At 68.6% G+C, this 23,307-nt stretch carries 17 protein-coding genes; 10 read left to right on the top strand and 7 right to left on the bottom strand.

Going from position 1 to position 23,307, the window contains the following annotated elements; genetic code table 11:
• Positions 1–97: 97 nt before the first annotated feature.
• From Q9R33_RS12100 to Q9R33_RS12090, 3 genes are all read left to right on the top strand, one after another.
• The gene (locus Q9R33_RS12100) at positions 98–859 is read left to right on the top strand and encodes a thermonuclease family protein (RefSeq protein WP_311293917.1); all 762 of its coding nucleotides are present in this window, start codon (positions 98–100) and stop codon (positions 857–859) included.
• A 137-nt stretch (positions 860–996) separates the two neighbouring features.
• Positions 997–1,767: a hypothetical protein gene (locus Q9R33_RS12095; protein WP_311293916.1), complete on the top strand. Its 771-nt coding sequence runs from the start codon at positions 997–999 to the stop codon at positions 1,765–1,767.
• 250 nt (positions 1,768–2,017) lie between these two features.
• Positions 2,018–3,778, top strand: a complete 1,761-nt coding sequence (locus tag Q9R33_RS12090) for a hypothetical protein (protein WP_311293915.1) — start codon at positions 2,018–2,020, stop codon at positions 3,776–3,778.
• Between the two features lie 264 nt (positions 3,779–4,042).
• Here Q9R33_RS12090 and Q9R33_RS12085 read toward each other — a convergent pair whose 3' ends face one another.
• The 3 genes from Q9R33_RS12085 to Q9R33_RS12075 all read right to left on the bottom strand — a co-directional run bounded on the left by Q9R33_RS12085 (position 4,043) and on the right by Q9R33_RS12075 (position 7,440).
• Positions 4,043–4,990, bottom strand: a complete 948-nt coding sequence (locus tag Q9R33_RS12085) for a hypothetical protein (RefSeq protein WP_311293914.1) — start codon at positions 4,988–4,990, stop codon at positions 4,043–4,045.
• 113 nt (positions 4,991–5,103) lie between these two features.
• Complete coding sequence (locus Q9R33_RS12080; RefSeq protein WP_311293913.1) at positions 5,104–6,480, bottom strand: DUF1214 domain-containing protein; 1,377 nt, start codon at positions 6,478–6,480, stop codon at positions 5,104–5,106.
• Positions 6,481–6,615: 135 nt separating this feature from the next.
• The gene (locus Q9R33_RS12075; protein ID WP_311293912.1) at positions 6,616–7,440 is read right to left on the bottom strand and encodes a type II CAAX endopeptidase family protein; all 825 of its coding nucleotides are present in this window, start codon (positions 7,438–7,440) and stop codon (positions 6,616–6,618) included.
• Between the two features lie 493 nt (positions 7,441–7,933).
• On the opposite strand from Q9R33_RS12075, the gene Q9R33_RS12070 reads away from it, so the two are divergent.
• The gene (locus Q9R33_RS12070) at positions 7,934–11,029 is read left to right on the top strand and encodes an AAA family ATPase (protein WP_311293911.1); all 3,096 of its coding nucleotides are present in this window, start codon (positions 7,934–7,936) and stop codon (positions 11,027–11,029) included.
• Positions 11,030–11,055: 26 nt separating this feature from the next.
• Here the strand turns inward: Q9R33_RS12070 and Q9R33_RS12065 are convergent, their stop codons facing one another.
• Positions 11,056–11,322 (bottom strand): hypothetical protein, encoded by a 267-nt coding sequence (locus Q9R33_RS12065; protein WP_311293910.1) that lies wholly within the window; start codon positions 11,320–11,322, stop codon positions 11,056–11,058.
• Positions 11,323–11,704: 382 nt separating this feature from the next.
• On the opposite strand from Q9R33_RS12065, the gene Q9R33_RS12060 reads away from it, so the two are divergent.
• Together Q9R33_RS12060 and Q9R33_RS12055 are read left to right on the top strand one after the other, a co-directional pair.
• Positions 11,705–12,325 (top strand): PadR family transcriptional regulator, encoded by a 621-nt coding sequence (locus tag Q9R33_RS12060; RefSeq protein WP_311293909.1) that lies wholly within the window; start codon positions 11,705–11,707, stop codon positions 12,323–12,325.
• 71 nt (positions 12,326–12,396) lie between these two features.
• Positions 12,397–13,917, top strand: coding sequence for a DHA2 family efflux MFS transporter permease subunit (locus Q9R33_RS12055; protein WP_396654108.1), 1,521 nt, complete (start codon positions 12,397–12,399; stop codon positions 13,915–13,917).
• A gap of 140 nt (positions 13,918–14,057) precedes the next feature.
• Here the strand turns inward: Q9R33_RS12055 and Q9R33_RS12050 are convergent, their stop codons facing one another.
• Entirely contained in the window at positions 14,058–14,963 is a 906-nt protein-coding gene (locus Q9R33_RS12050) for a siderophore-interacting protein (RefSeq protein ID WP_311293908.1), read from the bottom strand.
• A gap of 237 nt (positions 14,964–15,200) precedes the next feature.
• Here Q9R33_RS12050 and Q9R33_RS12045 point away from each other — a divergent pair, with 237 nt between their 5' ends.
• The 4 genes from Q9R33_RS12045 to Q9R33_RS12030 all read left to right on the top strand — a co-directional run bounded on the left by Q9R33_RS12045 (position 15,201) and on the right by Q9R33_RS12030 (position 19,848).
• Positions 15,201–16,100, top strand: a complete 900-nt coding sequence (locus tag Q9R33_RS12045; protein ID WP_311293907.1) for an amidohydrolase family protein — start codon at positions 15,201–15,203, stop codon at positions 16,098–16,100.
• A gap of 1 nt (position 16,101) precedes the next feature.
• The gene (locus Q9R33_RS12040) at positions 16,102–17,796 is read left to right on the top strand and encodes a thiamine pyrophosphate-binding protein (protein WP_311293906.1); all 1,695 of its coding nucleotides are present in this window, start codon (positions 16,102–16,104) and stop codon (positions 17,794–17,796) included.
• Between the two features lie 69 nt (positions 17,797–17,865).
• Positions 17,866–18,903: an Ldh family oxidoreductase gene (locus Q9R33_RS12035; protein ID WP_311293905.1), complete on the top strand. Its 1,038-nt coding sequence runs from the start codon at positions 17,866–17,868 to the stop codon at positions 18,901–18,903.
• 3 nt (positions 18,904–18,906) lie between these two features.
• Positions 18,907–19,848, top strand: coding sequence for an NADP-dependent oxidoreductase (locus tag Q9R33_RS12030; RefSeq protein ID WP_311293904.1), 942 nt, complete (start codon positions 18,907–18,909; stop codon positions 19,846–19,848).
• A gap of 116 nt (positions 19,849–19,964) precedes the next feature.
• On the opposite strand, the gene Q9R33_RS12025 is transcribed toward Q9R33_RS12030, so the two are convergent.
• Together Q9R33_RS12025 and Q9R33_RS12020 are read right to left on the bottom strand one after the other, a co-directional pair.
• Positions 19,965–20,390, bottom strand: coding sequence for a cupin domain-containing protein (locus tag Q9R33_RS12025; RefSeq protein WP_311293903.1), 426 nt, complete (start codon positions 20,388–20,390; stop codon positions 19,965–19,967).
• On the bottom strand, positions 20,387–23,221 hold the full coding sequence (locus tag Q9R33_RS12020; protein WP_311293901.1) for a family 78 glycoside hydrolase catalytic domain: 2,835 nt from the start codon (positions 23,219–23,221) through the stop codon (positions 20,387–20,389). Before Q9R33_RS12020 ends, Q9R33_RS12025 begins: the two co-directional genes overlap by 4 nt.
• Positions 23,222–23,307 lie beyond the last annotated feature (86 nt).

The raw sequence follows: 23,307 nt of genomic DNA, 5'->3' as shown, positions 1-23,307 counted from the left end.
GACCATCTGTGGCACGGGCTGGTCGCGTCGCAACTGCTAGGTTCGATCGGTCTGGGGACCGGGAGGCGTCACGATTCAGCGCCAGCGAAGGAACGGGGTGGTCATGCGGGTCGGACGGGTGCTCGTGACGGTCGGAGCTGTCTTCGCGGCAACTCTCGGGGTGTCAGCGTGCGCACCGCAGCCGCCGGCGGTCGATGCGGTCGCGCCCACTCCCACATCCGCAGCCGAGGTGGGGTCGACGAGCGCAGAGTCCGCGTCAGAACAGATCACGTTCGTGTCGGTAGTCGATGGCGACACCATCGAGACCAGCGCCGGCACGGTGCGCATCATCGGGATTGACACGCCCGAACGAGGCGAGTGCGGCGCCGACGACGCCTCCGGCGAGATCGAAACCCAGCTCGCTCCCGGCGACACACTCACGCTCGAGCTGCCTGCGGGAGAGAATGATCAGGATCAGTACGGCAGGCTCATCCGCTATGCCACTACCACTGCCGGTGTCGATCTCGGACTTCTCCAGCTCCAGGGCGGTAACGCGGTGGCCCGCTACGACTCGAGCGACGGCTACCCGGCTCACCCGCGCGAGGTTGACTACCACGCCGCGCAGCTGGCCACGCTTGGCTCTGACGGATCCGTGATGACCGTTGCCTGCCAGGCGGCCGCGGCGGTCCCACCCCCGACTGCCGTCGGCGGGTGGTGGGAGCAGTACTCGTCGTGCACGAAGCTGAAGAAGAACGCCGTCGGGCATCCGACCGGACCTTTCAACCGCGATGACCCCGCCCAAGCGGAACCTTTCGACTGGTTCGCCAACCGCACCGGCAATGGCGGCGACGGCGACGGCGACGGGCTCGCCTGCGAGTAGTTGCCGAGCCATGGACTGTGCTGCTCCCCGATCCCCACACCGGCGATGTGCGATGGCGGGACATAACCGGGCGATGCTCGGCATGCGGCGCTCCCTGCAGCGGTCGGCTGTCTGAGCCTGGTGCCACAGTGGGCACTGTGACCAGGGATCCCGCGCTCCCGCGCGATGACGAGATGAGCGCGTTCCTCTTGCGCTTCATCCAAGGTGAGCGGCGCCGAGACCGGATTGACGTGCCGGTTGGGAATCAGTCCGAGTTCCTCCTGCTGTTCGCGCTTGTGCAGCGAGTTCGTCGACTGACCCAGGCGTTTGTCCGACTGCAACGATCTGGATTCGTCAGCGAAGCGAGCCTCCTCGTGCGCGCGGCTTTGGAACATGCGGTGACCGCTCAGTGGGCGTACCTCACCCCGGGAGGTGTCACGCGGCTGCACGTCAGTTGCGCCCGAGCTCAAGCGGATCTCGCGGCTGGAATGATCAGCTACTCGAAGGACCCTGGATGGGTGGACCTGGCGGCCCGACTACGCGCCGATGTGCCCGCAGGCCCCGGGCTTCCCAAGTTCACGGGGCGCGAGGGGATCATGGCCGAGCTTGACTCCATCCACTTTCTCTCCGCTAGTTATCGAGTGCTCTCCCAAGTGGGGCATGTCACTCATCAGGCTGCCCTTGATTTCCTGGTCGAGGAGGAAGGCGAAGTGCATTTGCGTGCCGAGCCCGAAGTATTGGAGCAAGAGCAGCTTCGCTATGCGCTGAGCGGGTTCTGCATGCTCGTCGCGTGGATACAGGCGCGGCTCGAGGAGGACCATGACGAAGTTGCGCGACTGAAGGAAATCTCCGTCCGGCTACATGTCCCGTGGCGGCTCGATACTCACCTTCCGCCAATCAGGCGTCGATTCCCGGGCGAGGAGTCCTGACTCGATCTCTATGCGCGCGATGGGCAGTAGCCGGGGCGGTCATCGCGCAATCCAGCCCGAGTCCACGTGAATGAGCACCCCAGCGATGGCGCCAGGGAACGCGATCGTGCGGATCGCGTCGCCGGGCTGTACTTGATGGCACATCACGCGCAGGTCGTGCGCGCGCGTCGCAGGTCCGGTGATGGACGATGGGCTGCGTGTCGAATGCCGGCAGCCGCGAACGCCGGGAGCTTGACGACAAGATAGATCAATGCCCGCCGGAGACGCTTTTCGCCGCCCCCAGGTCGACCCCACCGAGAAACGAACTGGCGACCACCGCCAACGAGAGTTCGTGAGGCAGCCATGGCTCACCCGCGACGGTTTCACTGAATACGACGAGGCATTCCTACGCTGTTACCCAGCCGCGCGTCGCCGAGCGATGAGCCAACTACTCGACACGCTCTCCGTACCGCAAGACGACGCCATCCTCGAGGGGGAAGCCGCCTTCACCTACATGGTGACCTTGCGCGAGTCGATGGTCGCGGCGGCTACCGAGGTAGCCGCCGCGTATCACTCGACAAGCTGGTTGCACCTCATCAGGCGACTCAACCCGATCGCGTTGGCGTTCGCCGAATCTGGCGTCACGGAGTACAAAAGCGACGAGACGGAGCGGGTCGCCGAGAATCTTGTCGGGAATGCCCAGGGCGCGGTTCTCGACCTCGCCTCGGGCCCTGTGTCGACGGATGTCTCAATGAAGCTCGCGCGACTGCTGGCTCTAGCGGCGATGGTTGACAGCCTGGAAGGCGCGATCCGCAGCGCAACCAAGGGCGTCAAATACCACGTCCGGCGCAACCACCGGCCGCGCCCGTTTGACAGCGACGCCCTCCGCAACGCGCTGGACGAGTTCGACCTCCGCGGCCGCTGGAACAACGCAGAGAAAACCCCCCGACTCGATGGCGGCTCAGGTGACGACTTCGATGGCGATCCTCCGATGCTCGCCGCATACCGGTTTCACCACGGGCTGGCTCCTGATCAGGTCTGGCAAGGCCCGTTCCGAGCGGCGAAACCTGCGACAGAGCCGGTGCAGTTCACGATCCGGGCTTTCACGACCGGCGATGAAACGTACGCCGTTCTCGGTCGCGACGGAGTGCTTGCGACGTTCGATGACCCGGGCTTGGCGGCATCGCTCATCGTTTTCGGAAACGCCCTGCTTCACCACGTCCTTGACGGCGAATCAGAGGCTGGGACCTCCCTCCCGCACCTCGGAACTCTGTGGCGAACCAGCCACCTCTTGCTTGCAGACATCTCCGATGCCCTGCACAGGCCGGCGGTCCGTGACTGGCTCGCTGAAAATGGCCAGGCGCTGCTGACTGCCGCTAGTGTTCTGGACAATATTCGCGGCCTGTACGAGCACGGGCGTCGCAGTCTTCCGGGCCCAGTCATTCACGAACTAGGCGAGGACACGCTGATTGATGTATGGGCGTACACGTGGCACGTCACAGATGGCCTCAAGATCTCCCCGCACACAGGTGGCGTCGTCGCCAACCTGAGCGCCGAGCAATTCGAACTTGCAGCGCAAGCGCTTATTGACAGCAGCAAGTTCGCTCCAACTCCCGCACTGCGTGAATTGCGCGGGAGGACCCTGCGGCTGGACGGCAGGGCGATAACGGATGTTGACGCGATCTTGCTGGCAAGCAACAAGGTCTTTCTCGTCTCGTGCAAGAAGTTCGTCATCCGTCTCGACTATCTCGCCGGTGAGTACACGGCTGCCCGCAATGCTCGCCAGCGGCTCGAGGCAGCCCTCGACGAATGGCGTGAACGACTTGAGGTCCTCCGCAGGGCACCTCGCGGTGACAACTACAACCTCGAGGGGTACGAGATTGACGGGTTCATCGTGCTCCCGCAGCTCGTCTTCACGCCTCGCAGCGATTCGCGCGAACTTCTTCGGTTCGGTGATCCGAAGCTCTTCTTCACGAGAGTCGAAAGCTTCGATCAGTTTGCCGCCACTTTGGAGATGGCGGGCTGGGACTGAGCACGCAATACACCTCGAGGGGCACCGGTTCCCGTAGTCGATCATCGGGACGAAGTCGATCCCCAGCGTGCGCGAAACGATTCCCCGGGCCTTCGGCGTGCATCGCGCCGGGTGGCGGCGGCCGATACGCGTCGTCGTGTGCACCGACAGCTTCGCGGTCGAAGCTAAGCGTGAATTGGCGCGGCGTAGCTGTGGTGGACGCCAGCGGCGCGCCCGCCATCCCCGAACCCCCGAATCGCCGGAGTTGGCGAGCGGCGGATCACATCAGGGGTGGTGCTCTCCGTCTCGGATCCGCTGGATGTATGGCGCCAGGATTGCATCAATCCTCGCCTGGTCTTCCGGGGTCAGTATCGGCGTCATAGGGCCACTGCCGATGATTTCACCGGCCATGATGGCAAAGATGGGGTACCCATCGTCCGGATCACCGTCGCCGTTTGGCGGAACGAAGTTGCAAGGTACGGAGTCCGCTCGAAATCGTTCGATCTGGATGCGGTCCACAATTGCGTTGAGCTGGACGGCAAGGAGCGTAAGGACGCGATCCTCGTCTGGAGCCACGAACATCCACGCATCGTCGGGCAGCAGTGCGATTTGATCAGTCGATTCGGTGTCTGCGATCAATTCCGCGCCGTCAGGAATGTTCCCAGACTGTCCCGCCGGTCCATGAAGCATTGCTCGTAACTGCCCGTCGCCATCCTCCACCAAACCCCACTCGAATGGCTGCTTAGATGCTGGATGATCGATCAGCGTGCGAAAGTCCCGTGCGGATCGAAGGGTGTCCCAGTGTTCGTCGAACAGCGCAATATCCCGCAGCCATTCGAGGAACCTCTCGTTGCTGCGGTGCGGGACCTCCCCAAAGATCGACTGGAACCGCTTGACGACGCCAGCGAAAGCTGACACTGCCGAATAGAAGCTCAAGTAGAAGTCTTTCGTCGCGTCAAATAGCCCTTGCTGCTCGGTCGGACTGGGCTTGCGGCGCCCATCGAGTTTGCTGACCGGAATGAACGTCCGACGCGCGGCTTCGATCGCGTTGCGATGACGAACGAGTTGCCCTAGCGACTGGCCCAAGGCGAGCATGGCCCTGCGTTGGCGATCATCGAGAGTGTTGTGATGTATCGCGTTGTGCATCCAAAAGGCGATGTAGCCTGGCCCCACCCTGAATAACTCGGGTAGCGATTGGTCTTGGGCTTTGTCCTCCGCAGGTGCAGCGTTCACGATGGCAACGATAATGTCTCTGCGTTGCCCGGTTCCAACTGCTTCAGGTGACGCAGGCGTGTGGGCGGGTGCGGCCCCTCCGGTGGTGGACGCGCCGCCCGGTATAGGGTCGCTCAGCGCGCAGGTTGGGCGGTTGGGTCGCCGGGTTTCCAGGTGCCGTCGAACGCGGCCTCGCTCGGCCCGTATATCCGGAAGTACGCGAACCAGCCCCGCCCGGGAAGGGTCTGCACCCACGGCGCCGCGTCAGCTGGGGCGTCGGGCCCGAAGTGGAGGTCGACGTGGTCGCCCCCGAGCTTCCCGTCGAGTTCGAACAGCGACCGCAGTGCCGCGTTGCCCTGCGGCGTGGAGATCTGGCTGCGGGTCTCGGCGTCGTAGACGGTGAACGACCAGAACAGTCCGGCGGGGACCGGAAGCGGCACGCGCACGCGGTAGGACGTTCCGCCCTCTAGGTATGCGCCGTCGCCGTCGCGCGCGATGAACCAGTACAGCGACCCTGATCCGGCTTGGCGTCGAAACATCACCGGCGACGTCGCGATCGCTTGGTAGAACCAGGTCTCGCGCGCATCAACGTCGGTGCGCGTGTCGATCTCGAAGTCCGGGTTCTCGGGACGCAGCGTCACCCATTCCCACTGCCGATCCGGCCACACCACCCGGTCGGGCCGCCGGTCCGCGAGGGACTGCACGCGCAGTTGGGCGTCTGCGTCTGCGGCCGCCTGCGCGAGGATGCCGCGCATTCGGTCGTCGGGTGCGAACGGTTCGCCGGCACGGATGCCGACAGCGGCGAGCTCGCCGAGGTAGGCGACATCACCGGGGTGGGCGGGTTCGGTGTCGATGTACTGCTGGAGGAGCTCCCAGTAGCCCAGCGTGCCCTGCACCGCGAGGGGCGTGGTGTCCTGCGGCACACCCGTCAGGTCCGTCCACGAAGGCTCCGTCCATTCGGCGCTCTCATCCAGAGGTGCGACCTGCACCGATCGAAGCAGCGTGATCGCGCCGTCCACGTCGCCGTGCTGTGGGATGGCGCGCAGCCCGACCACGACGCGATTGCCGGCCGGCCGGTGCACGAACCCGTCCGAGGGTTCGTCGCCAGCCCATCCCGGCGGGAGGAAGATGTGACGGCCGCCGTGGCCCTGGTCCGGACCGGGGATGCCGATGTCGGAGATCCAGCTCTGGTCCGTGTTCAGCGCCGCACCGATGATCGGTCCCGCCGGCACCGTGACCACGAGCGGACCTACCGCGAGATCCAGCAGGACCGGGCCGTACGGGGTGTCGGAGTTCAGCGTGAACCCGACCTGGCCCGGCCGGGTGTCCATCGTCCCGAAGACTCGGTTGGGCACCACGCCCGCCGCCTGTGTCCCCGCCCAGATCGCCATGCCGGACACCGCAGGAAAGAAGTGCTTGTAGCAGACAACCGCTCGGGCATGATCGGCCGCGTCGTACGCCGCCTGCACCGTCGCCGCCGTCGGAAAACCACCCTCGAACCGATATTCCACTGCCGCGCTCCTCACCCGAAGTTCCCCTCGGAGACTTCCACACCGGTCGCTCCGCCGCCAGCAGCCACTCCCAACGGGAACCGAACACGTTCAACGATCGCCGGGTGCAACGCCTGCACCAGGGTCCTTGAGCGTTCAGGCGGGGTGGGTAGCTGCGCGTGCTTTTCGTGCGCGGCGGTCTTCGAGGATCACGCTGATGAGTACGGCGACGGAGAGGACGGTCATGATGATCTGGGTGACGCCTGCCGGGGTGGCGGTGCTGTCGTCGTTTTCGGCGGTGAGCCAGCGTCCCCAGTCGCCGAGCCCGTGCAGCACGATGGGGACCCAGAGTGTCCCCGCCGCTCGTAGCGCCGCGTAGAACAGCACACCCTCCATCGCGGTCACGCCGACCTGGAACGCGATGGTGCCGAGTGGGACACCTGCCAGTGAACTTCCGAAGGCGTGCGCGACGCCGAAGGCGATCGCGGTGACCAGGAGGGTGACGGTTTCGCCGTGGTGGGCGCGGACGGATTCGAGCAGGATGCCGCGGAAGAACAGTTCCTCGCCCAGTCCGACGAGCAGGTAACACAGCAAGCCGACGAATATGTAGGCCGCTGACAGCTGGGCCCACGGCGTGGCGATAAGGAGGACCACGATCTGTGCGGCGATCGCCAGCGGGACCAGCAGCATCCACCATCGCCGCGGTTTGGTGTGGTGGATCGGCGGGTCGGTCCAGATGTCATGCCACCACCCCGACCGCCACGCGAACAGGAGCCCGGCACCGATCGCAATCGGCAGGGGGATCAGGTGGCTCGCGGCGAGTTCTATCACCGGATCTGGGTCGGCGCCGAGGGCCGCGTCGACGAGCAACCCCCCGCCGGCGGCGATCAGCACGTACGCGATGGCGGCGACCAGTCCCACCCACAGGACGCGGGGAATCCGATCACGGGTGGGGGTCTCCTGGCCGGTCGGCGGCTTCATCCAGCTCCTCCTGCAGCCAGAACCGGCCGCGTCCTCATCTCTCTGATCTCAGCGTGGCACACGGAGCCAGCACCGGAAGGATCCGCGCGGACAGCGGTCGGCGCGAAGGCGGTGATCGCTCGAGGCGTGAGGCGTGCCGGCCAGACCGCGTTCGGTTGGGGGTCGTTGCTCGAGGCGCCAGGGGAGGGCGGCAGCGCCATCGTAGTTGTGGCAAGTGCGGTTGCGGATAGCCGGGTCGATGAGGTGCGCGACGGAGGCTCCGTTTGCGAACGCCGGGTTCAAACCCACAGACGTCGCGCGCCGCGCACGAAGCCCGCGCTGACGAAGATCGCCCGAGCAACGAGCAACGAGCGACGAGCGACGAGCGACGAGCGACGAGCGACGAGAGACGAGTGCCACGAACGAGGAAGCGCGACCAAGAAAATCGGAATGCACGCAGGCACTTTCTGTGGAAGTCATTTTGAGTTAAGCAGTTTGCGGCTACTCTGGTGAGATGCGGGGTGGCCTCGAGCGGTGGAAGCGGGGTGTCGAATCGCAAGGGGTTCGGCAGGCGCTCTCGTACGCGCTGAAGGGGACGTGCGATTCCCACCTCCGTTCAGCCGGCGTCGACGCGGTCGCCGCCTACGGCGACACCGAGCAAGCCGGCGTGACCCGGTTCATCGTGGAGGACGGCGTCATCCGGACGGACCTGCTCGACGAAGCGGCGTTGCGGTTGTGGGTGGATGGCTGTGATCCCCGGACCGGGGAGCGGCGGGGTCGAGATCTGGTGTCGGCCGATGCGGATCTGATCCTGGATGGCACGATCAATGCGCCGAAGTCGTACAGCATCGCGGCGCTCATCCATCCGGAGTTGGCGGTGGCGTTCGGGGCGTTGCAGGACCGGTTGCGGGACCGGATCATCGCGATCTGGCAGGCGGAGTTGAATGCCCGCCGCGGCGCCGGCGGCCGGATCCGGGAAACCCTGCATCGAGTGGAGGTCGTGGAGTTGCAGCACCGCCGGTCCCGAGCGCTGGACCCGCACATCCACCGTCACCTGTGGCTGAACGTGAAAGTGCTCGGACAGGACGGCAAGTGGTCCAACGTCGACTCCCGGGTGGCGATGAAACTGCACACCCTCATCAACGCGGAAGGGGAGCTTGCCGCCCGCACCGACCCGGACTGGGTGAACGCGCTGGCCCGCCACGGCTACACGCTGAACGCCGATGGTGAGATCGCAGAGTTGGCGCACGCGGTGCGGCCACTGTCCCGCCGGTCGACGCAGATCGAAGCCAACCGCGCCACCCTACTGGCCGCCTGGCGGCGGGACCGCCCCGGTCAGCAGCCGAGCCCGGGTCAGCTGCACCAGATCGACCGGCTCGCGTGGGCGAAGGCCCGCCCGAACAAACCAGGCGACATCGACGAGGCGTCGTGGGAGCACCTCATCATCGACGAGCTCACCACCATCGACCCGACTCTCGCGAACCACCGACCCGCCGTCACGCCGCATCCCGTCGCCCTCGACGACTTGGATCTGGACCTGCTCGCCGCACGTGCCACGATCGAGGCGGATGCCCGCGCCACCGGGTGCGGGGGACGGTTCAGCATGATCGACCTCCGCGCTGGCGCGATGCGGGCGGTGGCATCATCCGGGGCGGTCGCGAGTCGGGGCGCGTTGCAGGCGACGATCGACGAGATCACTGACCGTGCCCAGGGGCTGACGGTGGATCTGCTGCCGGACGAGGCGCAGCGTCCCGCCCATGTGAAGGCGTACATGGCCGCCACCACTGCAGCGCTCAAGCTCGAAATCGCGGCCCGACTGGAAGCCCTGACCCGGGCCGGGATCCCGGTGGATGAGTCGGAGATCACCGGGGCGGCTTCTGGGGTGCTGCGCGACGCTGCGGAGCTCGATTCGTTGCAGGTACGTGCGGCGGCCGCGATCGCGGGCACGGACCGGCTGGTCTCGATCACCGGCCCGGCCGGAGCCGGGAAGACCACGATGCTGCGGGTCGCGAGGAGCGTGCTGGCCCGGCAGGGCAGGCGGATGGTCGTGGTCGCGCCCACCAAGAAGGCTGCCTCGGTCGCCGGTCGCGAACTCGGCACCACCGCATCCAGCCTGCACGCGCTGCTCGCCGACTACGGATACCGGTGGAACCGAGACGACGCCGGCGCCGAGGTGTGGACCCGCCTCGCGGCCGGTGACGTCGACCCGACGACCGGTCGCGCCTACGAAGGCCCACGGCGGTTCCCGCTGGTCGCGGGGGACCGGGTGGTCGTGGATGAGGCGGGCATGATCGACCTGCACACCGCGAACGCGCTGACCACCGTCGGCGCCGACACCGGCGCCGGCATCGCCATGGTCGGTGACCACCTGCAGGCCCGCCCGGTCGGCCACTCGGGTGCGATGGCCGCCCTCACCCGACGGGCCACCGCGGTCGTCGAACTCACTGCCGTGCACCGGTTCCGCGACCCGGACTACGCCGCCCTCACCCTGCGGATGCGGGAACCCGCCTCCAAAGAAGCCGCCCTCGCCGTCGCCGCCGAGCTCGATGAGCGCGGTTTGATCCACCGGGTTGCGGACCTTGTGCAGGCGCGGGACGTGATGGTCGAGGCGTACTTTCGGTGGACCCGGGAGCATCACCGGGTCGCGCTCGTGACCAGCACCAACGACGAGGCCGACGCGATCAACGAAGCCATCCAGCAGCGCCGCGTCGACAGCGGCGACCTCACCCTGCACCGGATCGCGGTCGGCCAAGGAGAGCAGCGACTCCTCGAAGGCGACGTGGTGCAGACCCGCCGAAACGACCGCACCGCCGACGTGGAGAACCGGGCCGTCTGGACCATCAGCCACATCACACCGACCGGTCTGGAACTCGTCAGTCTCGGCGACAGTGCCGACATCCGCACCGTCACGATCGACTACGCCGCCCAGCACGTGCACCTCGCCTACGCCTCCACGGTGCACGGCATTCAGGGTGAGACCACCCACGCCTCCATCGTCGGCCCCGGCGTCGACGCGTCCGGCCTGTACGTCGGGATGACCCGCGGCCGCACCCACAACGAGGCCATCGCGATCGCCGGCACCGCTCCCGCCGCCCGGCACCGGATCGCGGACAGCATTCTTCGAGGCATTCCCGAAGTCAGTATCGACGACTCCATCCACGCCGCCCACACTGAACTCAGCCGGGCCGCCCACCCACCCGAAACCACCCGACCAACCGACCGCACCAATGCCTCCCAGCATGTGTTGCCGGACGACGGGCCGACGAGGGCCGAGCACGCAGCCCGGATCGCGCTCGACGACGCCACCGACTGGCTGCACACCACCTGGCACACCCTGCTCGATCTCGACGCTCGCATCGCCGGCGATAACGCGACCGGGCACGGACGTACCGCCATCGTCGACGACCGGCTGCGCGACGCCCGCGCTCAGCTCGCCGACCGGTACCAGGCCCGAAGCCAGGACTATCCGGCGCTGATCCGGGCGTACGAGGAAGCGCAACGCCGCCAGGTTGCGGTCACCGAACGGTCAATTCGTACGGTGTTGCATTCACCAGATCCGGCGGCGCCCTTCAGTGCGCCAGGTACGTCGACGACCTCGCTTCGCCGCTGATCGTCCCGACACCGCGGCGAGGGTGCTCAAGTGATGGGGCTGACGGCGTTGGCCCAGACCCAGCAGCGCATCTCTTTCTCGCCGACGGTGAACTGGACGCCGCACGCGAGGTCGTTCCACACCACGACGACCGCGTCGACGAGCATCGCGTGCGGCCCGAACCGCACCCACGCCCTACATGCCTTGGGCGCCGGATCCCGCGTCACCGGCAGAGTGTCCTCGCGGCGTTCCTCCGGCGTCAAGGATTGCAGCGGGTTCTCCTCGGCAATGCGCCGCAGGATCCGGTTGTCCATCTGCCGGTCGTAGTAGGCGGCATATCTGCGGTTCGAAGACAAGGCGCCGGATCCCCTCCTCCGCCGATCACCACGACTCTACCCATTATCGAACATGTGTTCTATTCTCCTCGCTCATTACGCCGACATGGTCCACCCCGAAGTGACGGCATGAAGGTTCTATGTCTTTCGTCAAGTCCCGGCCCGCCCCGAGCCGAAGGCAACGCTGACGGCGGTAAGTACTGTCGCGGTGCCCTCCGCGCGGGGCGCCGAGGAGGACGTCGCTGCAGATCCAGGGCAAGAAGCCCGCAAGTAGCAGAGCGCAGGCCCGAGCGCGGCCCTGCGCGATGCGGCAGTCGCTCGTCGGATATAGTTCATGTGGACTATACGGAATGGACTCATCATGGAGGACCAGATCGCGCGCCTGACGTCGCTTGGGGTGGCCGTGCTCGCGCTGCTGAGCGAGGGCGACATGCACCCGTACGAGATGATCCGGCTGATGCGGTTTCGTCGTGACGACCGGCTCGTCACGATCACCAACGGCACGGTCTACCACACCGTGGGGCGGCTCGAGCGGGCGGGACTGATCGCCGAGGTCGGCGTCGACCGCGACGGCAACCGACCCGAGCGCACCACCTACACGCAGACGGATGCCGGCGCCGCCGCGGTGCTCGAATGGGTGCGCCGCGAGCTGCCGCGTGTGGACCGCCCGGCGGAGTTCCGCGTCGCGCTCGCCGAGGTGCACGGCCTGGATCGCGATGAGGCGATCGAGCTGCTCCGTGCCCGTCGTGCGGCGCTCGCCGCGTCGCTCGGCTCCCTCGAGGACGGCCAGCGTCACGCCCTGGAGAAGGGTGTGCCCGCGCAGTACCTCATCGAGATCGACCGTGAGCTGGCGCTCCTGCGCGCGGAGCTCGTGTGGATGGACGCGGTGCTCCCGCGGATCGCCGATCCCGGCTTCGCCTGGGGTCCCGCCCCGACCCCCTCGGAACGCTATCTCGCCCAGAGAAAGGCAGCACGACAGTGACCACCCCCGAAACGCCGGAGTCCCGCCCCACGGCGGGCGCGGCATCCACTACCGCTCGGGTCGCCGGCCCGATCACCGGTGCCTACGCCGTCGGGCACAAGCCAAAGAGTCCCTGGCCCGCCCTCTGGGCGCTGGTCATCGGCTTCTTCATGATCCTCGTCGACACGACGATCGTCTCGGTCGCGAACCCCGCCATCAAGGCCGCGCTCGACCCCGACACCAACAACCTCGACAACGTCGTGTGGGTCACCTCGGCCTACCTGCTCGCTTACGCCGTGCCGCTGCTGATCACCGGACGCCTCGGCGACCGCTTCGGGCCCAAGTACATGTACCTGGGCGGTCTCGCGATCTTCACGCTCGCCTCGCTCGGCTGCGGCCTATCGCCGACCCTCGGCGCGCTGATCGCCTTCCGGGCGGTGCAGGGCCTCGGCGCGGCGCTGATGACGCCACAGACCATGGCGATCATCACGCGCACCTTCCCGCCGAACCAGCGTGGCGCGGCGATGGGACTGTGGGGCGCGACATCCGGTGTCGCCATGCTCGTCGGCCCGCTCGCGGGCGGCCTCCTCGTCGACGGCCTGGGCTGGGAGTGGATCTTCTTCGTCAACATCCCGGTCGGCATCGTGGGGTTCGTGCTCGCGTGGATCCTGGTGCCCAAGCTCGAGACGCACCCCCACAAGTTCGACCTCGTCGGCGTGTTCCTGAGCGCCGCCGGCCTGTTCCTCATCGTCTTCGGCCTCCAGGAGGGCGAGACCTACGACTGGGGCGTGATCTGGGGTCCGATCACGGTGTGGGGCCTGATCATCGCGGGCGTCATCGTCATGGGCCTGTTCATCTGGCAGCAGGCGAGAACCAAGAGCGAACCCCTCGTGCCGCTCGAGCTGTTCCGCGATCGCAACTTCTCGGTGGCGAACATCGGCATCGCGACGGTCGGCTTCACCGTGACGAGCATGTCGCTGCCGCTGATGTTCTTCCTGCAGCTGGCCCGCGGCCTCACGCCCACGGAATCGGCGCTGTTGCTCATCCCGATGGCGGTCGCCGCCGGCGTGCTCTCGCCGCTCGCCGGCCGCTGGCTCGACCGCACCGACCCGCGCGTGCTGCTGGTGCCGGGCCTGCTCCTGGTCGCCGGCTCGCTCGTGCTCTACTCGGTGCTGATGAACCTCGACACCCCGATCTGGGCGTTCCTCATCCCGTCGTTCCTCATGGGCGTCGGCAACGCCGGCATGTGGGGCCCGCTCGCGACCACCGCCACGCGCAACCTCGCCCCGCGGCAGGCCGGTGCGGGTGCGGGCATCTACAACACGACGCGCACGATCGGCTCGGTGCTGGGCTCGGCCGCGATCGCCGTGTTCATGCAGAGCCGCATCGAGGCGAACATCCCCGGCGCCGCCGACGCTCCGGGCGGCAGCTTCAGCTCCGGCGCGCTGCCCGAGGTCGTCGCCGAGCCGTTCGCGACCGCCATGGCGCAGTCCGTGCTGCTGTCGGCGGCAGTCATGCTGATCGGCGTGGTGGCGGTGCTGTTCCTGCGCCGGCCGAAGGCGAATGCCACGGAGGAGTGGCGCGCCGCGCACGTCACCGACGTCATCGACTGACGCTCGCACGCACGAACGGCCCCGCAAGTCGGGACCGTTCGTGCGTGCGCCTCCGGCGGCGTCGCGGTTCAGTGGGCGCGTTCTGTCGCGGAACGGCCGGCTGGCGGCGGCTTGCGCCGCGGGAAGGCGAGCGCGACGAGTCAGTCCGGGTCGGAGGGGTCGATCGGGGCGTGGTGGTCGAAGGCCGCCGTGCCGCGCTTCCAGTAGCCCGAGAGGGCGACCTGCTCGGGTGAGAGTGCGAGCGTGCGGCGCAGGTGGCGGCGGAGGGGGATCAGGACGGACGCCTCGCCCGCCGCGAACACGAAGGTCGAGGCATCCACTCCCACGGCGTCGAGCGCTGCCACGACGGTGTCGGGGTCGCCGGTGCTGTCGAGGTGGTGCATGGCGACATCGCCTCGCCCCGAGGTCTCCGCCACGTATTCCGCGACCCAGGCGCCGTCGTCGGCGGTGAGCGCGATGAGCTCGACGGCGGTGCTCGCGGGCACCTCGGCGGCCCAGCGCGTGGCGGAGGGAAGCGCGGTCTCGTCCACGATGAGCACGAGGCGTCCCGCCCGCTGAGGTGCCGCCTTCGAGCCGCGAGGGCCGACGATCACGAGCTCGTCGCCCATGCGCGCTGCGCTCGCCCAGCGGGAAGCGGGACCAGGGGACGGGTGCAGGTAGAAGTCCAGGTCGACCGCGACCTCGCCGCCCACGGTCGTCACGTGGAGCGGGGTGAAGTCACGGGCATGGGTGGGCGCGTCAGGTCGCACGATCCCGTCCTCGCCGGGGCCGACAGCGGTCGGCGCGACCAGCTCGCCCGTCTCGGGGTCCGGGAAGAACACCCGTACGTGGTCGGCGGGTCCGCCGCTGGTGAAATCGGCGAAGTCGGGGCCGGCGACGCGAACGCGCAGTAGCACCGGTGCGACCTGCTCGACGGAGACGACCCGTGCACGGCGGGCCGTGAAGCGGTTGCGGCCGCCGGCGCGGAAGAAGGGCGACCCAGGGTCGACGCCCGGTCGCGCGGCGCGGGCGCCCCGCGCGGGCGCCGTGGTCGAGGCATCCGTCATGTCTTCACTCCTCACGTGGACGGGCGGAGTCCGCCCATTCCAGCAAACCATCCGAGGCGGCGCGCAGGCCCGGGAAAGCGTGCACGATCCGTCAACCTAAACGTGCGTCCGCGACCCTGGATAGGCCCCAGCCCCCGGGATACGTTCGCTTGCACTGGAGCCGACTGGCCCAGCCGGTGACCGCGTCATCGCCGACTCGGCAGACCGGCACGCAGCACACGAACGTGAGGAAGACCGTTGTTCATCGTCGATTCGCAGATCCACCTCTGGAAGGAAGAGACGCCGGACCGTCCCTGGGTCCCGGGCGCTCGCGAGCGCATCCGTCTCAACGGCCACCGCGAGGAGGCATTCCTCGCTGAAGAGGCCGTCTCGCTAATGGATGAGGCCGGCGTCAACCGCGCCCTCATCCTGCCGCCGTCATGGGAAGGCGACCGCATCGATTACGCCCTCGAGGCCGCCGAGCATTACGACGGCCGCTTCGGCATCATGGCGCGCATCCCGCAGAACGACCCCGAGGAGGGGGAGCGGCTGCTGCACGAGTTCAAGGACAACCCCTACATCCTCGGCACGCGCCTGACCTTCCACCGTCCGCAGGACCGCAACTGGATGATCGACGGCACCAACGACTGGTACTGGCCGATCGCCGAGAAGCTCGGAATCCCGACCATGGTCCACGCGCCGATCTGGAAGCGCGAGCTGGGCCAGATCGCGGAGAAGCACCCCGACCTGAAGATCATCATCGACCACATGGGCATCATGGCCCGCTGCGTCGACGACGCCATCGGCTACTGGGTGCAGGAGACCGCCGACCTGCACGTCTACCCGAACATCTCGGTCAAGGTGTCGGCCCTTCCCGGCTACTCGACGCAGCCCTTCCCGAACTACAACATCGAGAAGTACGTGCGCGAGGTCGTCGACAAGATGGGCCCGGAGCGCGCCCACTTCGGCACCGACATCACCCGCCTGCTCGGCCACGGCCTCACCTGGACCGACACGATCGAGCAGTTCACGAAGTACTACACGTTCTCGCCCGAGGAGCTCGACTGGATCATGGGCAAGGGCATCTGCAAGGTGCTGGACTGGGACATCCCCGAGACGGCGGGCGTCGGATCCGGCGCGAAGGCGGAGACTGTCTGACGTGACTGCGAAGAAGTATGACGGCGGCGAGCTGCTCATCGAGGCTTTCGACGATCTGGGCGTCGATGTCATCTTCTCCTCGCCGGGTTCGGAATGGGCCCCTGCCTGGGAGGCGCTCGCCCGCCGCCAGGCGGACGGCGTTCCGACCCCGCGGTACCTGGACCTGATGCACGAGACCGTGGCCGTGGGCATGGCCACCGGCTACGGTCTCGTCACCCGGCGCGTGCAGGCGGTCCTGCTGCACGCGACCCCGGGACTGCTGCAGGGGTCCATGGCCGTGCACGGCGCACTGCTCGCCGGCGTCGGGATGGTGGTCACGTCTTCGGAGTCCACCACCTATGGCGACGGGCCGGGGCAGGATCCGGGCGGCCAGTGGTACCGCAACCTCTCGATCGTCGGCGGCACCCACCCGGTCGCCGAACCCTGGACCAAATGGTCGCAGCAGGCGGCATCCGTGTCGACCCTGTACGAACTGGTCAAGCGCTCCGGCGAGCTCGCCGGGCGTCAGCCGACCGGCCCGGTGTACTTGAACCTCCCGCTGGAGGTCCTTCTCGAGCCGGCCGAGGAGCCGCTGCGCAAGAAGGTCGTCGAGCGCGGGCGTCGCATCTCGGCGCCGGAAGACGTGGATGCCGTCGCCGAGCTCCTCGCGAAGGCGAAGCGGCCCGTCATCATCACCGAGACCGCGGGACGCGAGCCCGGAGGTTTCGAGGCGCTGAAGGCGCTCGCCGAGGACCTCGGGATCGGCGTCATCGAGCCGACCTCGGCGGTGTGCGCCAACCTGCCGAAGTCGTCGCCGGTGCACCTGGGCGGCGAGCTCGAGCCGCACATCGACGAGGCCGACCTGATCCTCCTCGTCAATTGCCGGGCGCCCTACTACCCGCCCAGCCGCAAGCCGCTGAAGGCCACCACCGTCGTCATCGACGAGGTGCCGCAGCGCCCGCACATCGTGTACCAGGTGCTCAACGCAGACCACTACCTCGAGGGCGCGCTTCCCGAGACGCTGGGTCAGCTGCGCGAGGCGACGCTCGCGCGTGGCGGTGACTTCGCAGCCCGAGCCGCGTCGTTCCGCGAGGCTCACGATGCCTGGGCGGCGCAGACCGCCGCCATCGAGGCGAAGGCGATCGCCGCGGAGGGGATCGACCCGGCCGCACTGGCCGTGAAGCTGCGTGAGGTCGTGGCCGCTGAGCAGGCCACGGTGGTGGACGAGACCATCACCCACGGCCGCGTCGTGCAGCGCCACATCGGCTGGGAACGCCCCGACTCGTTTTTCTACGTCCAGGGCGGGCTCGGCCAGGGGATCGCGGTCGCGCTCGGTGTGAAGCTCGCCGTCGAGGACGGCTTCGTGCTGTTCACCGTCGGTGACGGCGCGTACCTGTACAACCCGATCGTGCAGTCGCTCCTGGCCTCCAAGGACTTCGGCCTGCCGGTGCTGATCGTGATCTTCAACAACAAGAGGTACCTGTCGATGAAGATGAACCACCTGCGGTTCTACCCGCAGGGCGCCGCTGTGCAGACGAACAACCACCTGGGTGTGGACCTGTCCAGCCAGCCCGAACTGAGCGCCTTCGCCGCCCCGTTCGACATGTTCGCCGCCGAGGTCGACGACGCTGCCGAACTGGACCGCATCCTCGCCGAGGCGGTCACCGCGGTGAAGAGCGGAACGACCGCCGTCCTCAACGTCGCGGTCACCCGATGAGCCCGGAGCGGGCCGGCAGTCAGCGGCCGGCCCGCTTCGCACCACTTCCCTGATCCGAAAGGCAGAACCATGCCCATCACCGTTCCCGCGGACGCCCTCGAAGGCTTCATCCGCGACATCTTCGAGGCGGCCGGCGTGAGCGCCGAAGACGCCGCCGCCGCTGCACCGTCATTCGTGTGGGCAAGCTTGCGCGGCGTCGACTCCCACGGCGTCTCGCGCGTTCCCCGCTACGTCGAGATGTTCGGCTCGGGGGTCGCGAACCCGCGACCCTCCATCGTCATCGACGACTCCGCCCCGGGCGTCGCTGTCGTCGACGCCGACTTCGCACCCGGTCCGGTTGCCCTCACACAGGCCGCCGACCTCGCGATCGAGAAGGCACGCACCCAAGGCGTCGCCGTCGTATCGGTGCGCAACACCGTGCACACCGGCGCGATCGGCTACTACGTGAGCCGCATCGCCGACACGGGCCTCGTCGGTATCGGCATCGCGGCAGGATCGCCGATGATGTCGTACGAGGGCGCCGTCGGAGCCTCGGTGGCCACCAGCCCTCTGGCGATCGCAGTGCCCGGCACCGGCGACAAGCCCACCGTGCTGCTCGACATGGCGAGCTCCCTCATCGCGCTCGGCAAGATCGCGCAGTACAAGCGGGAGGGCAAGCCGTTGCCCGAGGGATCCGCGACCACCGCGGACGGCACCCCGACGACCGACCCCGAGCTCGCGAAGATCCCGACGCCGCTCGGTGGACCGAAGGGATCGGGACTCTCGCTCATGTTCGAGCTGCTCACCTCCGTGCTCGTCACGGCGCCGATCCTCACCAAGTACCACGCGGGCGAGAAGAAGCACCGCCAGAACGCGACGCTCATCGTGCTCGACCCGGCGGCCTTCGGCTCTGCCGAAGAGTTCGCCGCGAACGTCGACGCGACGATCGACACCATTCACGGTCTGCCGAAGGCGGAAGGCGTCGAGCGGATCCTGGTTCCCGGGGAGCGCAGCGCCGGAACCCTCGAGAAGCGCTCGGCCGCCGGCGTCCCGGTCGGCGACAAGTTGTGGGCCGAGCTCGTCGAGACCGCGGCCGGACTCGGCGTCGCGGTGCCCGAGGCGGCCTGAGCGATGGCGCGCAGGTGGGTGCTGCCGGACTACGGTGGGATCGACGCCCTCCAGCTCGAGGAGTTCGCGCCGCGCACGCCAGAGGCCGGGGAGGTCGCTATCCGTGTGACGGCAGCGGGGCTGAACCCGTCCGACTACAAAGGGCTGTCGGGAGGCTGGAACGCCGACCCATCGCTGCTGCCGCTCGGCGTCGGGCAGGAGGCCGCCGGCGTTGTGACGGCCGTCGCGCCGGGAACCGAGATCGCCACCGGTCCGGTGGCTGTGGGCGACCGGGTCGCCGCGTTCAAGATCGCCGGAGCGCTCGCGAGCGACCTCGTGGTGGCCGCGTCCGACGTGTTCGCCCTCCCGGACGAGGTCGATGACGTCACCGCCTCGGCACTCCTCCACGTCGGCGTCGTCGCGGCCGAACTGTTGGCCTTGTCCGGTGCCCGGCGCGGCGAGACGCTCGTCGTGCACGGGGCATCCGGCTCGGTCGGGGTGCTGGTGACGCAGCTCGCCGTGCGGGAAGGAGTACGCGTGATTGGCACCGGCTCCGGGGCAAGCCTCGCGAAGATCACGTCGTTCGGCGCCCAGGCGACCACTTACGGCGAGGGACTCGCCGATCGCGTGCGTGCGCTCGCACCAGATGGCGTCGACGCGGTGATCGACGCCGCGGGCACCGACGAGGCGCTCGCCGTCTCGCTCGATCTCGTCGCGGATCCCGCCCGCATCGCGACGCTCGCCCCCGGGCCGAAGGCGCGCGAGGCCCGTGTCGGGATCTCCGCGGGTGCGGCGCCCGCGAGCATCGCGTTCCGCAAGCCCGCGCGGCGTCGCATCCTCGCTCTCGCGGCCGCGGGCGACCTCGTGCTTCCCATCGCGCACACGTTCCCTCTGGACGAGGCACAAGAAGCCCTGCGGCTCGTCGCCACGGGGCATCCCGGCGGCAAGGTCGTGCTCACAGCGTAGAGGCCGGCCACGTTCAAGGCCGCTGCCAGAGATGAGCCGCTGAGAACGCCGGCGCCCGTGTCTTTCCAATGAGCGGCGTCGGCATCCTCGGCTCTGGCGGGCGGGGCCGGTCGCCTTCAGCGCCCGCCCATGGCGTCTTCGGGGGTGAGGTGCTCGACCGTCTTGCCGGTGTCGGCGAACGTGCGCGTGACGTACGCGCCGGGGTAGATCCAGAGGATCCGCATCGGCACGTCCCCGGTGTTCTGATAGCGGTGGAACGTGTCGGCGGGCACGTAGGCGGTGTCGTCCTTGACGAGATCGCGGTGGATCAGCCCCTCCTCGGGGTCGTGCACCTCGACGAAGCCCTGCCCCTCGAGGATGAGCACCTGCTCCCCGCAGTTGTGCGAGTGCAGGGGTGCGCCCGCGCCGACCGGGTACACGCTGATGCCCGTCGTCACCTCGTTGCTGCCGCCGGCCGTGTCCTTCGTGATCAGCGGCCACGTCTTCACGGCGCCGCCGCGGTCGAGCACCTCGATCTCGTCGAAGATCCGGATCGTCGTCATGGTGTGCCTTTCAGGTCGTGGGCGGTGGCGAGGGCGTCGGCGGCGGCCGCGAGGGTCGCGTCGTCGGCGAAGACGAGGGCGTCACGGATGCTGCGCCCCGGTGTGTACAGCGCGTTCGAGCTCACCGCACCGGCCAGGAAGCGGTTCGGCCGCGCAGTCAGGGCGCCGAAGAATGCGCGGTGCGCTGCGGGGTCGTCGGCGAGCTCGGCCATCGAGGACTCGAGCGTCACGGGCGGGCGCGGGGGCGCAGCATCCGTCTCGGTTAGCGTCCATTCGTGGATCCCGGCGCCGACCTCGAAACGACGGCCGTCGGGCAGTTCGACCAGTGCCGTCGTGTTCGCCGGGATCTCGGCGAACACCCGCAGGCCGCCGTCGATGCGCTCCCACCCCGACTCGGCCGGCCCGTACGGGGTGTCGTGCCGCGCACGAGCGTGACTCAGGCGCGCGAGCGGCTTGGGTGCGACGCGCACGACGCGATAGCCCGGCTCGCCGGCCGACAGTCCGGCGATCTCGGCGTGCAGCCACGCGGCGACGGAGCCGAGCGCGACGTGGTTGAACGAGATCATGGCGCCGGGGTTGAGCGAGCCGTCCGGGCGCAGGCCGTCCCAGCGCTCCCACACCGTCGTCGCGCCCACGGTGACCGGGTACAGCCACGAGGGCGACTCCGTCTGGAACAGCAGGCGCTCCGCGGCCTCGAGGTGTCCCGTCGCAGTGAGCGCTTGCGCGATGACCGCCGTGCCGACGAGCCCCGTCGCGATGCGATAGCCGTCACGACGCACGACGAACGCGAGGCGGTCGCCGATACGCTGCCGCAGTCGCGGCTCGTCGACCAGGTCGAACGTGATCGTCAGCGCGTACGCGGTCTGGGTGTCGCACATCATGCGCCCGGTCGGCGTCACGAACGCGTCGAGGTAGGCGCGGCGCGACGCCTCCGCTTCCGTCAGCAGGCGGTCTGCCTCGGCGTGATGCCCGAGGCGCCGCGCGACATCAGCGGTGAGCCGCGCCGTGCGCACAAGGTAGGCGGTCGCGACGATGTCGGTGTCGGTCCGCCCGCGCGAGGGAGCGTTGGGCGGCGCGTTCGGGTCGAGCCAGTCGGCGAGCTGACGGCCGCTGGTCCACAGCCCCTCGGCGTCGCGGTGCGAGAGCACGAGGTCGATCCAATCGCGCATGCCCGGGTAGAACTCGGCGAGCACCGAGCTGTCGCCCGAGTTGTCGGCGAGCACGTGCGGCACGATCGCGATCGCATCGCCCCACGCCGCGACAGGTCCGCGGTCGCTGAAGCCCGGCAGCACATCGGGGGCAAACAGGGGCACCAGTCCGCCGAGCCGCCGCTGCTCGAGCGCGAGGTCGCGCAGCCAGGAGCGCAGGAAGGCGTGGCAGTCGAAGAGGAACGCCGCGGTCGGCGCGAACAGCTGCGTGTCGCCGGTCCAGCCCAGGCGCTCGTCGCGCTGCGGGCAGTCCTGCGGCACCGCGAGATAGTTGCCGCGCAGCGTCCACACGACGTTCTCGTGGAACCTGTTCAGCAGGGGATCGGATGCCTCGAACCATCCGGTGCGCCGCAGGTCGGTGCCGAGCACCACGGCCTCGACGGCGCCGTTGAGGAACTCGGCGGGGTCGAGCTCGCCCGGCCACCCGTCGATGTCGACGTACCGGAACCCGTGGAACGTGAACCGCGGCTCGAACACCTCCCCTCCGTCGCCGGACAGCGTGAAGGTGTCGGTGGCGGAGGCGCGGCGGAGGGGGCGGAGGGCGAGCTCCGCCCCCTCGTCGAACGCGCCCTCGAGCACCTCGGCGTGGCGCACGGTGACGACGGTGCCGCGCGGGCCGCTCACGCGCAGCCGCAGCCGGCCGACGAGGTTCTGCCCGAAATCGATTAGGACGCGTCCCGCCGCCGTGCGCGAGACCGCGATCGGCGGGATCTGTTCGATCTCACGCACCGGCGGTGCCATGCGCGGCTCGAGGGTGGGCAGGGGTTCGTCGACGACGGATGCCGCGGCCCACGCCGCGTCGTCGAAGCCGGGCGCGTCCCATCCGCGGACGACGCGACGGGCGTCGACCTGCTCGCCGGCATAGATGCCGCTCGCCACGATCGGGCCCTGGCCGGACGCCCGCCAGCCATCGCCGGTGGCGACCGTACGGACGGAGCCGTCCTCGAACTCGACGCGCAGCTGGGCGAGTGCGCGGGGCTGGTCGCCGTAGAACCGCTTCGGCGCCGTGAGCACGTGATACTCCTCGGTGTACCAGCCACCGGCGAGCGAGAGGCCGAGGGCGTTCTCGCCCGCGCGGAGCAGTGCCGTCACGTCAGCGGTCTCGTAGACGAGGCGCTCGCGGTAGCTTGTCCAGCCCGGGGTGAGAACGAGGTCGTCGACGGGGGACCCGTTGAGGGACGCATCGACCACGCCGAGCGCAGTCCAGTGCAGCGTCGCGGTGCGCACCCGCCGATCGATGACGAACGACGTGCGCAGTAGCGCGGGCTGCGCCGCCGCTTCGGGATCGGGGAGGGCGATCGGCTTCGCGACCCACTCCTGGGCGAACGTCGCCCACACGAGCAGGGGATCGCTCCACGGGGTCTCATGCCCGTGGGTGGAGCCCACGCGTACCTGCACCTCGGCGCGTTCGCCGGCCGACAGCGGGGCGAACGGCCAGTCCACGAGCACGCTGTCGCGCCCCTCGCGTCGCACCACCTCGGTGCCGCGACGCAGTTCCGCCCACTCCTGGCGCCAGCCCGGTTCGTCGGACGAGACCGTCCACGACAGGCGCGGGGTCGGAGAGGCGACGGCTGCGGAATCGACGCGCAGTTCGGCGGTAAGGGCGGCGACACGGGAGGGCACGATCTCACGCTAGGTCGGGCCTCGCTTCGCAGGGTGCACGCTTACGTTGCCCAGGGCGCTCTCCCCGCGGCATCCCTCCCCGCCTA

It is taken from the genome of Microbacterium sp. PRC9, assembly GCF_031844125.1.
Lineage (GTDB): Bacteria > Actinomycetota > Actinomycetes > Actinomycetales > Microbacteriaceae > Microbacterium.
Note: the sequence above shows the minus strand (reverse complement) of the source record. Positions and strands in the feature narration are given on the sequence as shown.

Bases quoted from the DNA above. Each gene is read 5' to 3' on its own strand.
- Q9R33_RS12090 (WP_311293915.1), top strand. From the start codon at position 2,018: ATGCCCGCCGGAGACGCTTTTCGCCGCCCCCAGGTCGACCCCACCGAG.
- Q9R33_RS12075 (WP_311293912.1), bottom strand. From the start codon at position 7,440: ATGAAGCCGCCGACCGGCCAGGAGACCCCCACCCGTGATCGGATTCCC.
- Q9R33_RS12070 (WP_311293911.1), top strand. From the start codon at position 7,934: ATGCGGGGTGGCCTCGAGCGGTGGAAGCGGGGTGTCGAATCGCAAGGG.
- Q9R33_RS12065 (WP_311293910.1), bottom strand. From the start codon at position 11,322: ATGGACAACCGGATCCTGCGGCGCATTGCCGAGGAGAACCCGCTGCAA.
- Q9R33_RS12060 (WP_311293909.1), top strand. From the start codon at position 11,705: ATGGAGGACCAGATCGCGCGCCTGACGTCGCTTGGGGTGGCCGTGCTC.
- Q9R33_RS12050 (WP_311293908.1), bottom strand. From the start codon at position 14,963: ATGACGGATGCCTCGACCACGGCGCCCGCGCGGGGCGCCCGCGCCGCG.
- Q9R33_RS12035 (WP_311293905.1), top strand. From the start codon at position 17,866: ATGCCCATCACCGTTCCCGCGGACGCCCTCGAAGGCTTCATCCGCGAC.
- Q9R33_RS12030 (WP_311293904.1), top strand. From the start codon at position 18,907: ATGGCGCGCAGGTGGGTGCTGCCGGACTACGGTGGGATCGACGCCCTC.
- Q9R33_RS12025 (WP_311293903.1), bottom strand. From the start codon at position 20,390: ATGACGACGATCCGGATCTTCGACGAGATCGAGGTGCTCGACCGCGGC.